The 15,859-nt window shown below is 42.7% G+C and carries 16 protein-coding genes; 14 read left to right on the forward strand and 2 right to left on the reverse strand.

The annotated features are described in order from the left end of the window. Positions 1 to 60: 60 nt before the first annotated feature. From D8805_RS03080 to mnmG, 6 genes are all read left to right on the forward strand, one after another. Positions 61 to 867 (forward strand): ABC transporter substrate-binding protein, encoded by an 807-nt coding sequence (locus D8805_RS03080; protein ID WP_007518005.1) that lies wholly within the window; start codon positions 61 to 63, stop codon positions 865 to 867. A gap of 15 nt (positions 868 to 882) precedes the next feature. Beyond that, complete coding sequence (locus D8805_RS03085) at positions 883 to 2,079, forward strand: argininosuccinate synthase (RefSeq protein WP_125415400.1); 1,197 nt, start codon at positions 883 to 885, stop codon at positions 2,077 to 2,079. A 27-nt stretch (positions 2,080 to 2,106) separates the two neighbouring features. After that, positions 2,107 to 3,498: an argininosuccinate lyase gene (gene argH / locus D8805_RS03090; protein ID WP_125415401.1), complete on the forward strand. Its 1,392-nt coding sequence runs from the start codon at positions 2,107 to 2,109 to the stop codon at positions 3,496 to 3,498. A 160-nt stretch (positions 3,499 to 3,658) separates the two neighbouring features. Beyond that, positions 3,659 to 4,780 carry a tRNA 2-thiouridine(34) synthase MnmA gene (gene mnmA / locus D8805_RS03095; protein WP_001282939.1) on the forward strand — a complete coding sequence of 374 codons (1,122 nt, stop codon included), beginning with the start codon at positions 3,659 to 3,661 and terminating at the stop codon, positions 4,778 to 4,780. Positions 4,781 to 4,920: 140 nt separating this feature from the next. After that, a complete protein-coding gene (locus D8805_RS03100) occupies positions 4,921 to 5,376 on the forward strand; it encodes an NUDIX hydrolase (RefSeq protein WP_185774564.1) in 456 nt (151 codons plus the stop codon). 8 nt (positions 5,377 to 5,384) lie between these two features. Continuing rightward, the gene (gene mnmG, locus D8805_RS03105) at positions 5,385 to 7,298 is read left to right on the forward strand and encodes a tRNA uridine-5-carboxymethylaminomethyl(34) synthesis enzyme MnmG (RefSeq protein WP_125415403.1); all 1,914 of its coding nucleotides are present in this window, start codon (positions 5,385 to 5,387) and stop codon (positions 7,296 to 7,298) included. A 226-nt stretch (positions 7,299 to 7,524) separates the two neighbouring features. On the opposite strand, the gene rnjA is transcribed toward mnmG, so the two are convergent. Next, positions 7,525 to 9,204 carry a ribonuclease J1 gene (rnjA, locus tag D8805_RS03110; protein ID WP_125415404.1) on the reverse strand — a complete coding sequence of 560 codons (1,680 nt, stop codon included), beginning with the start codon at positions 9,202 to 9,204 and terminating at the stop codon, positions 7,525 to 7,527. A gap of 1 nt (position 9,205) precedes the next feature. Continuing rightward, positions 9,206 to 9,439 carry a DNA-dependent RNA polymerase subunit epsilon gene (locus D8805_RS03115; protein ID WP_000639581.1) on the reverse strand — a complete coding sequence of 78 codons (234 nt, stop codon included), beginning with the start codon at positions 9,437 to 9,439 and terminating at the stop codon, positions 9,206 to 9,208. Between the two features lie 290 nt (positions 9,440 to 9,729). Between D8805_RS03115 and D8805_RS03120 the strand changes: the two genes are divergently transcribed. The 8 genes from D8805_RS03120 (at position 9,730) to D8805_RS03155 (ending at position 15,793) form a co-directional block, all read left to right on the forward strand. Continuing rightward, entirely contained in the window at positions 9,730 to 9,945 is a 216-nt protein-coding gene (locus tag D8805_RS03120; protein ID WP_084948283.1) for a hypothetical protein, read from the forward strand. A gap of 343 nt (positions 9,946 to 10,288) precedes the next feature. Then, positions 10,289 to 10,972, forward strand: a complete 684-nt coding sequence (tsaB, locus tag D8805_RS03125; protein ID WP_125415405.1) for a tRNA (adenosine(37)-N6)-threonylcarbamoyltransferase complex dimerization subunit type 1 TsaB — start codon at positions 10,289 to 10,291, stop codon at positions 10,970 to 10,972. Beyond that, on the forward strand, positions 10,969 to 11,406 hold the full coding sequence (rimI, locus tag D8805_RS03130; RefSeq protein ID WP_125415406.1) for a ribosomal protein S18-alanine N-acetyltransferase: 438 nt from the start codon (positions 10,969 to 10,971) through the stop codon (positions 11,404 to 11,406). Before tsaB ends, rimI begins: the two co-directional genes overlap by 4 nt. After that, complete coding sequence (gene tsaD / locus D8805_RS03135; RefSeq protein ID WP_125415407.1) at positions 11,396 to 12,406, forward strand: tRNA (adenosine(37)-N6)-threonylcarbamoyltransferase complex transferase subunit TsaD; 1,011 nt, start codon at positions 11,396 to 11,398, stop codon at positions 12,404 to 12,406. The genes rimI and tsaD overlap by 11 nt, the downstream gene beginning before the upstream one ends. Positions 12,407 to 12,515: 109 nt before the next feature. Then, positions 12,516 to 13,379 carry an Rgg/GadR/MutR family transcriptional regulator gene (locus tag D8805_RS03140; RefSeq protein WP_125415408.1) on the forward strand — a complete coding sequence of 288 codons (864 nt, stop codon included), beginning with the start codon at positions 12,516 to 12,518 and terminating at the stop codon, positions 13,377 to 13,379. Positions 13,380 to 13,494: 115 nt separating this feature from the next. Continuing rightward, positions 13,495 to 14,163: a CPBP family intramembrane glutamic endopeptidase gene (locus tag D8805_RS03145; protein WP_125415409.1), complete on the forward strand. Its 669-nt coding sequence runs from the start codon at positions 13,495 to 13,497 to the stop codon at positions 14,161 to 14,163. Positions 14,164 to 14,332: 169 nt separating this feature from the next. Beyond that, entirely contained in the window at positions 14,333 to 15,007 is a 675-nt protein-coding gene (locus D8805_RS03150) for a CPBP family intramembrane glutamic endopeptidase (RefSeq protein WP_125415410.1), read from the forward strand. A gap of 180 nt (positions 15,008 to 15,187) precedes the next feature. Beyond that, positions 15,188 to 15,793, forward strand: coding sequence for a hypothetical protein (locus D8805_RS03155; RefSeq protein WP_125415411.1), 606 nt, complete (start codon positions 15,188 to 15,190; stop codon positions 15,791 to 15,793). Positions 15,794 to 15,859: the final 66 nt, after the last annotated feature.

Here is a 15,859-nt window from a genome sequence, read left to right on the forward strand (position 1 = left end):
GTTTTTAAGAAGTGTATTATTTATACAATTTAAAAGTATAAAAATAAGAGGAGGTTTTCTATGAATAAAGTAAAGAAGGTGCTGATGGCGATGTTTAGTTTGCTTATGTTTCCCTTATTGTTTGCTTGTAGTAACAGTCAGTCCCAAGGTGTTGAAGCCATTAAGGCTAAAGGAAAATTGGTGGTGGCCCTAAATCCAGAGTTTGCTCCATTTGAATATCAGAAATTGGTCGATGGGAAAAATCAGATTGTAGGTTCAGATGTTGAGCTAGCCAAAGCCATCGCAAAGGAACTAGGTGTGGAAGTGGAGTTCTCTCCAATGAGTTTTGACAATGTACTGGCTAGTCTTGATTCAGGCAAGGCCGATCTTGCCATATCAGGTGTTTCTAAAACGGAAGAGAGAAGTCAAGTTTACGATTTTTCAATTCCCTACTACACTTCGAAAAATAAGGTTATCGTAAGAAAATCTGAATTAACGAATTACCAATCAGTCAAGGATTTGGCCCAGAAAAAGGTTGGAGCGCAGAAAGGTTCTATCCAGGAAACTTTGGCCAAAGAAACCTTGCAGGATTCTTCTCTCGTTTCACTTCCTAAAAATGGAAATTTGATAACAGATTTGAAATCAGGGCAACTGGATGCGGTTATCTTTGAGGAACCAGTGGCGAAAGGATTTGTAGAGAATAATCCAGACCTAGCCATCGCTGAGTTTGATTTTGACAATGACAAAGAAGATTCCTACGCTGTTGCGATGAAAAAAGACAGTAAAGAATTAAAAGAGGCGGTTGACAAAACCATCCAGAAGTTGAAGGATTCTGGGGAGTTGGACAAATTGATTGACGATGCTTTTAAAGCCTCTATCGAAAAATAGAAAGAAGGAAGAGAAATGAGTAAGGAAAAAGTCATTTTAGCCTATTCAGGTGGATTGGATACATCAGTTGCTATTACATGGTTAAAAAAAGACTATGATGTGATCGCTGTTTGTATGGATGTGGGTGAAGGAAAAGATTTGGAGTTCATCCACGATAAAGCTCTCAAGGTTGGGGCTGTTGAGTCTTATGTCATTGATGTTAAGGAAGAATTTGCTAATGACTATGTTTTAGTGGCCCTTCAGGCTCATGCCTACTATGAACAGAAGTATCCCTTGGTATCTGCTCTGAGTCGCCCTCTTATTTCAAAAAAACTTGTTGAAATAGCTCATCAGACGGGGGCAACCACAATTGCCCATGGTTGTACAGGTAAGGGAAACGACCAAGTTCGGTTTGAAGTCTCTATTGCAGCTTTGGATCCCAATCTAAAAGTAGTTGCGCCTGTTCGTGAGTGGAAATGGTCTCGTGAAGAAGAAATCCAATATGCCAAAGAAAACGGCGTCCCAGTTCCTGCTGACCTTGATAATCCTTACTCTGTCAATCAAAATCTTTGGGGACGTGCAAATGAATGTGGTGTTTTGGAAAACCCTTGGAACCAAGCGCCAGAAGAAGCATTTGGAATCACATCTTCGCCAGAAGAGGCACCAGATAGTCCAGAATTTATTGACATTGAGTTTAGCTGCGGGGTGCCCATCTCCCTCAATGGTGAGAAGATGAAAGTGGCGGCTTTGATTCAAAAGCTCAATGAAATTGCCGGAAAACATGGGGTCGGTCGTATTGACCATGTGGAAAATCGCCTAGTCGGTATTAAGTCAAGAGAGATTTATGAGTGCCCAGGTGCTGTGACTTTATTGGCAGCTCATAAGGAGATTGAAGACTTGACTCTTGTGAGAGAAGTGGCTCATTTCAAACCTATTATCGAAAATGAGTTGTCCAATCTCATCTATAATGCCTTGTGGTTTAGCCCGGCAACTCAGGCTTTGATTGCCTATATCAAGGAGACACAGAAAGTTGTCAATGGAACTGCAAAAGTTAAACTCTATAAGGGGAATGCCCAGGTAGTGGCTCGGAAATCACCAAATTCTCTTTACGATGAAAATTTGGCGACTTATACTAGTGCGGATACTTTTGACCAAGATGCGGCTGTTGGATTTATCAAGCTTTGGGGACTTCCGACTAAGGTTTATTCAGAAGTTCAGAAAAATGTTGAGTAGTGACGCGATAGAAAGGGACGACAGGATATGCCGAAAAATACAAAATTATGGGGCGGTCGATTTGAAGGCACTGTGGAAGAGTGGGTAGAACAGTTCGGTGCGAGTATTTCCTTTGACCACCAGCTGGCAAAATTTGATTTGATGGGTTCCCTAGCTCATGTTCAAATGCTAGGACAGACTGGCATTTTGAGCTTGGAAGAGGCAGAGCAGATCCAAGATGGTCTGAAAGCTTTGTTGCGAGATTTAGAGGCAGGAGAGCTTCATTTTGATATTGCAAATGAAGATATCCATATGAATATGGAAGTCTTGCTGACAGAGAAAATCGGTCCTCTGGCTGGAAAACTACATACAGCTCGTTCTCGGAATGACCAAGTCGCGACGGATATGCACTTATATCTAAAGGAGCAACTTGGCCATGTCTTGGATAAGTTGGCGAATCTGAACGGTGTTTTGCTGGATTTGGCTGAAAAACATGTGGAAACCATTATGCCAGGTTATACCCATTTGCAGCATGCCCAACCGATTAGTCTTGCCCACCATCTCATGGCTTATTACAATATGTTTCAAAGGGATAGCGAACGCTTTGCCTTTAACCTGAAACATACGGATCTATCTCCACTGGGTGCGGCTGCCTTGGCGGGGACAACTTTTCCAATCGATCGTCAATTATCGAGTGATTTATTGGGCTTCCAACAACCCTATACCAATTCCTTGGATGCAGTGAGTGACCGTGATTTTATCTTGGAATTCCTGTCAAACGCCAGCATTTTAATGATGCATATGAGTCGTTTTTGCGAAGAAATCATTAATTGGTGCAGTTTTGAGTATCAGTACATTAGCTTGTCTGATAGCTTTTCAACAGGTTCGTCTATCATGCCCCAGAAGAAAAACCCTGATATGGCCGAATTGATTCGAGGGAAGACGGGACGGGTTTACGGGCACTTACTTGGGCTATTAACTGTCATGAAATCTTTGCCTCTGGCCTATAACAAGGATTTGCAAGAGGACAAGGAAGGCATGTTTGATACAGTAGAAACGATTTTGAATTCTCTGGATGTGTTGGCAGGCATGCTATCAAGCATGCAGGTTAATAAGGTCAAAATGCAGCAATCCACAGAGAATGACTTTTCGAATGCGACTGAACTGGCAGATTATTTGGCAGAAAAAGGCCTCCCTTTTAGAGAAGCGCATGAAATTGTAGGAAAACTGGTTCTAGACTCTATCAAACATGGTAAAAACATTCAAGATTGGGATTTGGAGGAGTTGCAAGTCTACCATCCCTTGATTGAGGAGGATATCTATATCTACTTGCGCCCGGAAACCGCTGTTCAGAGACGGAATTCCTTGGGAGGAACCGGCTTTGAGCAAGTGAAATTCCAGATAGAACAAGCGAAGAAAGAACTTAAAAAGGAAAATTGACTCGTTTGCAAAGAAGAAAGAGAGGTTGAGATGATTTATCAGCCTCTTTCTTGTCTTCTCCAACCAAGCGTGTTATAATGAATACTGCTCAAGCGACCTTCAATCGTTGAAGCACACACGACCTTCAATCGTGAATAAACGAATAGATGGGAGACTTACCATGAGTGATAACTCTAAAACACGTGTTGTCGTGGGGATGAGTGGTGGTGTTGATTCGTCGGTGACGGCTCTCTTGCTCAAGGAGCAGGGCTACGATGTGATTGGTATCTTCATGAAGAACTGGGATGACACAGATGAAAACGGCGTCTGTACGGCGACCGAAGATTACAAGGATGTGGCTGCGGTAGCAGACCAGATCGGCATTCCCTACTACTCTGTCAATTTTGAAAAAGAGTACTGGGACCGCGTTTTTGAGTATTTCCTAGCGGAATACCGTGCAGGGCGCACGCCAAATCCAGACGTTATGTGCAACAAGGAAATCAAGTTCAAGGCCTTTCTGGACTATGCCATGACCTTGGGAGCAGACTATGTGGCGACTGGGCACTATGCCCGTGTGGCGCGTGATGAGGATGGCATTGTTCACATGCTTCGTGGCGTGGACAATGGCAAGGATCAGACCTATTTCCTCAGCCAACTGTCGCAAGAACAACTGCAAAAAACCATGTTCCCCTTGGGACATTTGGAAAAGCCTGAAGTACGAAAACTAGCAGAAGAAGCAGGCCTTGCGACTGCCAAGAAGAAAGACTCAACAGGGATTTGCTTTATCGGAGAAAAGAACTTTAAAAACTTCCTCAGCAACTACCTGCCAGCTCAGCCTGGTCGCATGATGACTGTGGATGGACGCGATATGGGCGAGCATGCAGGCCTTATGTACTATACGATTGGTCAGCGTGGCGGACTCGGTATCGGTGGCCAACACGGTGGTGACAATGCGCCTTGGTTCGTTGTCGGAAAAGACCTGAGCAAGAATATCCTCTATGTTGGCCAAGGTTTCTACCATGACTCGCTCATGTCAACAAGCCTAGAAGCCAGTCAAGTTCATTTTACTCGTGAGATGCCAGAGGAATTTACGCTAGAATGTACGGCTAAATTCCGCTACCGTCAGCCCGACTCTAAGGTGACAGTACATGTCAAAGGAGACAAGGCAGAGGTCATCTTTGCGGAACCACAGCGCGCAATCACACCAGGACAGGCAGTTGTCTTTTACGATGGCGAAGAGTGTCTAGGTGGTGGCTTGATTGACAATGCTTATCGCGATGGACAAGTTTGTCAGTACATTTAGATTGACAAATTTTCTCAATTTGCTACAATAATAAAAGCAATAGAAATGATGGTCAAAGCTCATGGATGTTGCAGGCTTTTTTGTCCTGCACTTCTTTGGAGTTTTGACTGTTTTTGTGTCGTTTAAGGGAAAGGATAAAAATGACTCAACAAGACTTTCGGATAAAAGTGGGAAATACAGTTTTTGGTGTTCGGGCGACAGCCTTGATTCTTCAAAATCGCAAGCTCCTAGTTACCAAAGACAAGGGCAAGTATTACACTATTGGCGGTGCGATTCAAGTCAATGAAAGCACGGAAGAAGCGGTAGTTCGTGAAGTGAGGGAAGAGCTGGGTGTCAAAGCTCAAGCTGGGCAGCTAGCTTTTGTGGTCGAAAATCGTTTTGAACAGGACGGTGTTTCCTATCACAACATTGAGTTTCATTATCTGGTGAACTTGCTTGAGGATGCCCCATTGACCATGCAGGAAGATGAAAAAAGGCAGCCCTGTGAGTGGATTGATTTGGATCAGCTCCAGAATATTCAACTAGTTCCAGCCTTTTTAAAAACAGCCCTGCCGGATTGGGACGGCCAACTAAGACACATTCATCTTGAGGAATAGGAGAGAAAATGACTTATAATTTTACGGAAGAATACGATATTATTGTAATCGGTGCGGGACACGCTGGGGTCGAGGCTTCCTTGGCTGCTAGCCGTATGGGCTGTAAGGTCTTGCTTGCAACCATCAACATCGAAATGCTGGCTTTCATGCCTTGTAACCCTTCGATCGGTGGTTCTGCCAAGGGGATTGTTGTGCGTGAAGTGGATGCACTTGGTGGCGAGATGGCTAAAACCATTGACAAGACTTACATCCAGATGAAGATGCTCAACACAGGGAAGGGGCCAGCTGTCCGTGCTCTTCGTGCGCAGGCTGACAAGGAGCTTTACTCTAAGGAGATGCGCAAGACAGTTGAAAATCAAGAAAATCTCACCCTTCGTCAAACCATGATTGATGAGATTTTGGTGGAAGATGGTAAGGTTGTCGGTGTGCGTACAGCGACCCATCAAGAGTATGCTGCTAAGGCTGTTATTGTGACCACAGGGACTGCACTCCGTGGGGAAATTATCATCGGAGACCTCAAGTATTCGTCAGGTCCTAACCACAGTCTGGCTTCGATTAACCTTGCTGACAACCTCAAGGAATTAGGACTCGAAATCGGTCGTTTCAAGACGGGGACACCTCCACGTGTTAAGGCTTCTTCTATCAATTACGACGTGACAGAGATTCAGCCAGGAGACGAAGCACCTAATCACTTCTCATATACCTCACGTGATGAGGACTATGTTAAGGATCAAGTGCCATGCTGGTTGACCTACACTAATGGTACCAGTCATGAGATTATCCAAAACAACCTCCACCGTGCGCCTATGTTCACAGGTGTAGTCAAGGGAGTGGGGCCTCGTTACTGTCCGTCGATTGAGGACAAGATTGTGCGCTTTGCAGACAAGGAACGTCACCAACTTTTCCTTGAGCCAGAAGGGCGCAATACAGAGGAAGTTTATGTTCAAGGCCTATCAACCAGTCTGCCAGAGGATGTACAGCGTGAGTTGGTTCATTCTATCAAAGGGTTGGAAAATGCAGAGATGATGCGAACAGGTTATGCCATTGAGTACGACATGGTCTTACCTCACCAGTTGCGTGCGACTCTGGAAACCAAGAAAATCTCAGGACTTTTCACAGCTGGTCAGACAAATGGAACGTCAGGTTACGAAGAAGCTGCTGGCCAAGGGATTATTGCTGGTATCAATGCGGCTCTAAAAATCCAAGGCAAGCCAGAGTTGATTTTGAAGCGCAGCGACGGTTATATCGGGGTGATGATTGATGACTTGGTGACCAAGGGAACTATTGAACCCTATCGTCTCTTGACCAGTCGTGCTGAATACCGTCTCATTCTCCGTCATGACAATGCCGATATGCGTTTGACAGAGATGGGACGCGAGATTGGACTTGTGGATGATGAACGTTGGGCTCGATTTGAGATTAAGAAAAACCAATTTGACAATGAGATGAAGCGCCTAGACAGTATCAAACTCAAGCCAGTCAAGGAAACCAATGCCAAGGTTGAAGAGATGGGCTTCAAGCCGTTGACAGATGCGGTGACAGCCAAAGAATTCCTTCGTCGTCCAGAAGTTTCTTACCAAGATGTGGTGGCCTTCATCGGACCAGCTGCAGAGGACTTGGATGATAAGATTATCGAATTGATTGAAACAGAAATCAAGTACGAAGGTTATATTTCCAAAGCTATGGACCAAGTTGCCAAGATGAAACGCATGGAAGAAAAACGCATTCCAGCTAATATTGACTGGGATGATATTGATTCTATCGCAACAGAAGCTCGCCAGAAGTTCAAACTTATCAATCCAGAAACTATCGGCCAAGCCAGCCGTATTTCGGGAGTAAATCCAGCAGATATTTCTATTTTGATGGTGTATCTTGAAGGTAAAAATCGTAGTATTTCTAAAACCCTTCAAAAATCAAAATGATACGTCGTCGGCTTCTTACGAATGAGTTCAAAGCTTGGCTTTGATTCATCTACAACCTCCCATAGTTCCCCGAACTATGGGAGCTAACTTGAGTTATGCTTTTGCCTAGCCTTCTAGTCTGATTTCGATTTTTATTGAGTTTCAATCTCAAAAGAAGGCATAGAGAAAAACAGCTCCGAAGATGGGGCTGTTTTTTTGACTTGTATTCAATGAAAATCAAAGAGTATTATTCTTCATCTGGTGTGAGGATCATAGGGATGATAATCGGTTCACGTTCTGTGTTTTCATAGAGGAAAGGACGAATGGCGTTGACAATGGCACCATTGACAGATTGCACGCTAGCATCTTTGTTCTTCAGTGCGATACGAATAGCATTGAAGAGGATGCGCTGACTTTGGCGAATCAAGTCTCCAGATTCTCGCATGTAGACAAAGCCTCGGCTGAGGATGTCTGGACCAGACAAAATCATTTTAGATTTGAAGTCAACAGTTGCGACTGCAAGTACGACACCGTCTTCAGATAGATCACGACGGTCTTTGAGGACAGCTGCACCGATTTCGCCAATACGATTTCCATCGACATAGATATCTTGGGCGTTGAAATGGCCTGCGATACGGGCAGAATTCGCGGTAAGAGCAAGCACATCACCATTACTCATGATAAAGATATTGTCCTTCTCGACACCCGTATCCACCGCTAGTCCAGCATGGACTTTCTGCATGCGGTATTCACCGTGAACAGGCATGAAGTATTTGGGCTTGATCAAACGGAGCATGAGTTTTTGCTCTTGCTGACCGCCGTGCCCAGAGGTGTGGATATTGTTAATCTTTCCGTGAATGACTTCGACACCAGCTTCTGAGATAATGTTAATCAGCTTGTTGACGCTAGTGGTGTTTCCAGGAATTGGGCTAGAAGAGAAGATAACCGTATCACCGGGTTGGAGTTGTACCTGACGGTGGGTTCCGTTGGCGATACGAGAGAGGGCTGCCATCGGCTCACCCTGACTACCTGTACAGAGGATGAGAACCTCGCCTGCAGGATAGTCTTTGATTTCATTTGGCTCGATAAAGGTTCCCTTAGGAGCTTTGATGTAGCCAAGCTCGATTCCGTTGACAATGGCCTTTTCCATAGAGCGACCAAAGACCGCAATCTTGCGTCCAGTCTTAACAGCGGCATCCGTTGCCTGCTGGAGACGGAAGATATTTGAGGCAAAGGATGCAAAGATGATACGTCCTTCGATGCCTTGGATGATCTTCATGATGGACTGACCAACGACTTTTTCAGAGTTGGTAAAGGTTGGCACTTCCGCATTAGTTGAGTCAGACAAGAGGCAGAGCACACCCTCTTCACCAAGGGCAGCCATACGGTGCAAGTCTGCAGGTTCCCCAACTGGAGTAAAGTCGAACTTAAAGTCACCCGTACAAACGATTTTTCCTTGAGGAGTATGAATGACAATTCCCAAAGGCTCTGGAATAGAGTGGGTGGTTCTAAAGAAAGTTGCCTTGAGATTTTTAAAGGTCAACTCAGTGTTGTGGTTGATTTCGTAAAGTTTGGCGTTGCGCAAGAGACCGTGTTCTTCGAGTTTCCCACGGATTAAAGCCAAGGCAAGTGGTCCAGCGTAGATAGGGACATTTGCTTGTTTGAGCAGGAAAGGAATCCCACCAATGTGGTCCTCGTGTCCGTGTGTGATCAAAACGGCCTTGACGCGGTCGATATTGTCCACGATGTAAGAGTAATCAGGGATAACGTAGTCGATACCCAGCAAGTCATCTTCTGGGAATTTAATCCCAGCATCGACGATGATAATCTCGTCTTGGTATTCAATTCCGTATGTGTTTTTCCCGATTTCTCCCAGACCACCGATGGCAAAAACGCCGATTTCTTCAGGTTTAAGAGTGTAGGCCATATTAGAACTCCGTAATCTCGAAAGCGCCAGTTTCTTTTTCGTAATCTAGCAATTTGTCAGACAAGAGTTCGATGAATTCGATGTTGTACTCTGGGCGGTTTTCTTCGACAAGTTGGCGAGCAGCGATACGGCCCTCAAGTTCTGAGTTAGCATCGATGTCTAGGTAAAGTGAGCGTGTTGTTTCACGACGTGGGCTACGTTCTTTTGTTTCTTGATAAAAAACTTTGTAAATCATATAGTTCCTTTCTATTTACAGGTCAGCTTATTCCAAACTTTTAGCAGAGATTTGCTTGATTTCATTCCATTTTGTGTCTAGATTGACCTTGATTCGTTACAATTACTTCAATTATACCACAAAATGAAAAATTAGTAAAAGACGGAAATGGAGAAAGTCAGGAGGGGAAGAAGGAGTAAAAAGATAGGTAGGATTTGGTCGGAGAGCGCTTAGGTGTTATAATGGAAGGAGAAAGGGAAGTTTATGGATGGGAATATTCCCTATAGCTTTTAAAACAAGGAGGATTAAGGATGTTTAGTTTGTTTGAATTTGCAATTGGGGTTCGCCTCTTGATGTTTATAGTTTTTATAGCCTGTGTCTATGGTGGAAATCTTATTTTTACGTATCTAGAACACCGCAAAACAAAATTCCTTTGGAAGCTTGCTTTTGTGACGCTCTATTCAATTTTTCTCCTTCTTGTCACCTATGTTGTCTGGCTCGTTTTTTATTTTGGTTTAAATGTTTGAGCTCAATTATTCATCTAAATATACAGAAAAACCACCTCGTCTTGATAGATGGGGCGGATTTTTCTATTTTCAGGTGATATCCTTATGTTTTCGATGATGATTTCTCGCATCGAAAATCGAGTTAAAGCATATATGACTTATCTAAACTTCCTATGAAGAACCTTTCAATTGCCTTGTTCACTTATATATTCGGGAAAGATAGGAAAAATGTAAAATTTTTTTGAATTTTTGTACCGTCTTCTTTGTCTAAGTGACAGGCTTCTTTTATTTCAAAACAAAGAAAATTCCCATGCTCTGGCTTTTGTAGTATAATAGTAAACAGACAAAAAGATAGGAATGTGTTATGAAAGTATTAGCTTTTGATACGTCCAGCAAGGCTCTTTCTCTCGCTATTTTAGAGGACAAGCAGATTCTTGCCGAGACGACGATTAATATTAAGAAGAATTACAGTATTACCCTCATGCCTGCCATCGATTTTTTGATGGCAAGTTTGGATTGGACCCCCAAGGATTTGGATCGAATCGTGGTAGCTGAAGGACCAGGTAGTTATACTGGCTTACGAATTGCGGTAGCAACTGCCAAAACTTTGGCTCATACCCTGAACATTGAGTTGGTTGGAATGTCGAGTTTATTGGCTCTGGTGCCACGCCAACAAGAAGGCTTGTTCGTCCCTTTGATGGATGCGCGTCGCAACAATGTTTACGCAGGATTTTATGAAAATGCCACACCTGTCATGCCAGAAGCACACCTGTCCTTTGCGGAAGTGCTAGAGCAGGTCAAGGATGCTGAACAGGTGACCTTTGTTGGAGAAGTTAGAGCCTTTGTGGAGCAGATCCAAGAACAGCTACCACAAGCTAGCTACCAAGAAACCTTGTCAAATGCAGCTAATCTAGCTCTTTGGGCATGGGACAAGAAAGAAGACTCCTTGCACGACTTTGTGCCAAATTACCTCAAGCGTGTCGAAGCCGAGGAAAACTGGCTCAAGAACCATACCGAGTCTGGCGGGTCTTACATTAAACGCCTATGATAGAAATCAAACGAATCCAAAAACAGCCTGAACTAGCTAAAACCATCTACGCTGTCATGGCAGATGTTTACCCAGTCAGCCCTTGGACACTGGAACAAATCCAAGCAGACCTGTTCCAAGATCAGACTTGGTATGTTCTGGCTTATGATGGGGTAGAAGTGATTGGATTTCTAGCTGTTCAGGAGAATCTCTTTGAAGCAGAAGTCCTGCAAATCGCTGTAAAGAACGCCTATCAGGGTCAGGGAATTGCGTCAGACTTGTTTGCAACGTTGCCGACAGATAAAGAGATTTTCCTCGAAGTCAGAAAATCTAATCACCGAGCGCAAGCATTTTACAAGAAAGAAAAGATGGCGGTCATCGCTGAGCGAAAGGCTTACTATCATGACCCAGTCGAGGACGCCGTTATCATGAAGAGAGAAATAGATGAAGGATAGATATATTTTAGCATTTGAGACATCCTGTGATGAGACCAGTGTTGCCGTACTGAAAAACGACGACCAGCTCTTGTCCAATGTCATTGCTAGTCAAATCGAGAGCCACAAACGTTTTGGGGGCGTAGTACCAGAAGTAGCTAGTCGACACCATGTCGAGGTTATTACAGCCTGTATCGAGGAAGCACTGGCAGAAGCAGGAATTACCGAAGAGGATGTAACAGCTGTGGCGGTTACTTATGGACCTGGATTGGTTGGAGCTCTACTAGTTGGTTTGTCAGCTGCCAAGGCCTTTGCTTGGGCGCATAGCTTGCCACTTATCCCCGTTAACCACATGGCTGGTCACCTCATGGCAGCTCAGAGTGTGGAGCCTTTGGAGTTTCCTTTGATGGCCCTCTTGGTCAGCGGAGGACACACCGAGTTGGTCTATGTGTCAGAGGCTGGGGATTACAAGATTGTTGGGGAGACACGAGACGATGCAGTTGGGGAGGCTTATGACAAGGTTGGTCGCGTCATGGGCTTGACCTATCCAGCTGGTCGCGAGATTGACGAGTTGGCCCATCAAGGTCAGGATATTTATGATTTCCCACGTGCTATGATCAAGGAAGACAATCTGGAGTTTTCATTCTCTGGTTTGAAGTCTGCCTTTATCAATCTTCACCACAATGCCGAGCAAAAGGGAGAAAGCTTGTCCAAGGAAGACCTGTCAGCATCTTTCCAAGCAGCAGTCATGGATATTCTTATGGCCAAAACCAAGAAGGCCTTAGAAAAATACCCTGTTAAAACTCTAGTCGTAGCCGGTGGCGTGGCTGCCAATAAAGGTCTTAGAGAACGCTTGGCAGCTGAAATCACAGATGTCAAGGTCATCATCCCACCCCTACGCCTTTGTGGAGACAATGCAGGTATGATTGCCTATGCTAGTGTTAGCGAGTGGAATAAGGAGAACTTTGCAAGCTTGGACCTCAATGCCAAACCAAGTCTCGCTTTTGATACTATGGAATAAAGAGTCAGCTTAGGGCTGGCTTTTTTGCTAAAATATTTTATAATATGTAAAAAAGTAAAATTTTTTACGAATAGAATAGTAAAGGGAATCTTTAAAGGGGAGTTTGGCCATGATTGAAAAACAAGAATTGGGAGAATTTTACAAGGAACTGCGCCTGGCGAGAAAACTCAAGCAGTCAGATGTGGCTTGTGATGGGCTGACAGCATCCCAGCTATCCAAGTTTGAACTGGGGCAGTCTATGTTGTCTGCGGATAAGCTGATCCTAGCTATCCAAGGGATAAATGTAACCTTCGACGAGTTTGGACACAAGCTTAATAATTATCAGGAATCTCCACATATGCGAATTGGTAGAAAGGTTGTGGATCGCTTTGCCCATCAAGATATAGCTGGCTTAGAGCAACTGTTGGAGGAAATCGAGCAAGAACAGATGGCACAGACTTATCGTCGTTTGAATGCCGTCGTGATTAAAAATGCTATCCATTCCTTGGATAAAAGCTATCTGCTCGAAGAGGAGGATCGAGAGTTTTTGACTAGCTATCTCTATGCTATCGAGTCTTGGACCTGGTTTGAACTCTATCTTTTTTGCAACACCATGCCCTTCTTGAGTAATCAAGATCTGATCTTTTTATCAACCTCCTTACTCGAAAAATCCAAGGAATTTAAAGAATTGGCACACAATAGACTGTATATGAAAAGTGGCTATCTGAATATCATCTCAGAGCTCATGGAGCGCAAACTTTTCTCTTACATCCCAATCTTTGAGTCTGAGTTGGAGAGCATGCTTCGTCCGTATGATGTTTTTGAGAAATTATTGTGGCAATTTTTAAAGAAAATGAGTGTTTTCCTTCAAACTAAGGGAAGCAATCAAAAAGAGATTGAAAACTTTATCCAATCTCTGCAAGTATTAGAAAATCCACAATTAACCGCTCTTTTTGAACTACGATTACAGCAATACAAAGATCTTATCGATTAGTCTACAATCGCAAATGAGAGATTTCTATGAGAAAAAATGTCAAATATGCGATTTACTAAAATGTGGTGATTTCCGTGTTATACTATCCTTATTTCATAGTATAGGAGAAAATAGAATGAAAAAGATAATCTCACACTACTACTTTATTATAGCCGTTCTGCTAGTTATTGCTGATCAGTTCCTCATTCGTTTGGTTTTACATAGCGACCTTGTTGCTGGTCTATCTGACTTTGCCTATTATTTGTCGGATATGATGTTGAATTTTCTTGTGGTTCTGCTTGCTATTATTGTTATGATTCAAGTAGGGAAATGGCAGAAAATTAACAGTCGAAAATTTAGAGGTTCCTATCTTTTTTATTCCTTCCTAGCTCTTCTTGCTTTTGTTATTTGGAATTTCGTCACATTTTTAATTTTCCCACCTACCAAAAATGAAATTTCTTATCAACTGGATGTTCCTACTTTTACAGGAGCTACGGTATTTTTGATGTATTTTTTCTATCCTGTGATTGCAGGTCCCATTTTTGAAGGGATAATCTATCGTGGGTTGGTGATGACCGCTCTGGAAAAAGGAAAGAAATGGGGACTGGATGTACTCGGATCAGCTATATTATTTGGAATCTTGCACATTAGTAGTCATGGATGGATCTTGACAGACTTTGTCTTCTATATGGGTGGTGGTCTCATATTTGCAGTCTTATTTAGAGTGACAAAGTCCATTTATTGGCCTATTGGATTGCATATAGTCTACAATGGCATTGGCCAAATTCTGCCCTTGTTGTTTTAGAGGTTTTTGAAGCATTGTAAATAACAAAAGAGAATACTAGCTGTGACATAAAATTCCCGAGTCAGTTTGTAGTGCTGGACCAAGCCCTTACGGAGCTTTTGATTGGATGAAAGGACTCTGGGTAGGTTTGGCTGAAAGAAGACGTAAATAAAACTTAAAAGGATCAACTATGAAAGGGAAAGAAACGAAATTTTATCTAGGGACCATTTTGGTGCTTGTGTCCTATTACTCGATTTTTAATCTTGTAGCAAAATTAGATTCAGTGAACCAGTTATCCGACTTTGGATTTTATGGGATTCAAATTTTATTGATAGTAATTGAGGGAATTGTTGCTACTGTCATTCTTGTAAAGAGTCAACGTTGTAAAGAGTACGGTCGATTCGAGTTTCGCTGGTCCTATCTGGGTCTCTTCTTTCTTTCCTTTATATTGATGTTTTTGTGGGTAAATATAACGACTAAGATCTTTCCCAGTACGCAAAATGGGAGTGCAATAGTGAAAGAAGCAGCTAATTTGACAGGAATTAGTTACTTTATAACGCGTTTTCTCTATGGCGGTCTTATTGCTCCGATAGTTGAGGAGTTAGTCTTCCGTGGTCTTCTGATGACAGCCCTATCTAAATTTAAAAAGCGCTATGTTGATATAATTGTTTCCTCAACTCTATTCAGTCTTATCCATGTTTTGCAATATGGATGGGTGATAACAGACTTCATCATTTATGCAGGAGCAGGTCTGCTACTCTGTATGCTCTTTCGCTATACACGTTCAATTTATTGGTCAATGGCACTCCACATCTTGTGGAATACCTTTTTAATTATCGTCAGCTTATTGGTGTTTGGATTTTAGATTTAGCAGAAATTTTTACATCACATAGATAAGGCTGGCTTCCCAGTCTTTTTCTTATTATGACGGATTGTTACTGACTCTTGATCAATTTAAAACAAAAGAAGCATTTTTAAAATCCAATCACGGAATCCCGCTCTATCAAAGTTTGTCAATCCTAGACTTTTTTTGTATAGTAGAAATATGAAATTTACAAAAATAATCAGTAGTTTGCTTGCTCTTGGAGCTTTACTCATGCTTTTATCAGCTTGCCAGAATTTTAAAAAGACACAACTGGTCTTGTTTGAAACACTTTCATTCAATATGCCTCTTAAATCCTTTGAAGAAGTTTTTGGTGAGGCTAGCGAAGTGGTGGAAGAAACAGAAATGGGTTATCGAGATAGCTGGCGTGCAGAAGACCCCTATTTCTATAAAACGAGACGCCTTTTCTATGATTACGAAAATATTGCTTTGAATGGTTATACAGGTCGAGCAAGATTCACATTTTCAAAATCACATCGCTTGGAAGAAGCGACAGTTCATATTCCTGTAGCTTCAAAAGGGGAGCAATATGTAGTGCTCAACAATCTATCCCAGACTATAAAAAAAGAAATTGAAGCTCTTCCAAATTTTCAATCTGTAACTACCGAGACGGTAGGACTATACGATGACGGCTATCGCTATAAAGTCAAGTTGAAAGGACAAAGGAGAGAATTTTGGATCGATGTTTATCCGACAGAAGATGAAGATGCTAAAGAAATTGAAGATAAAAAGTATACTATTCGGGTGGATCAGTTTAGGATGCATTAATAACACTCAGGGGATTTCAGCATTTTTTGCTAGCTACTAGTTTCAAACTCTAAACTTTTTTCTCTT

It is taken from the genome of Streptococcus oralis subsp. dentisani, from assembly GCF_003944205.1.
GTDB classification, from domain to species: domain Bacteria; phylum Bacillota; class Bacilli; order Lactobacillales; family Streptococcaceae; genus Streptococcus; species Streptococcus oralis_BH.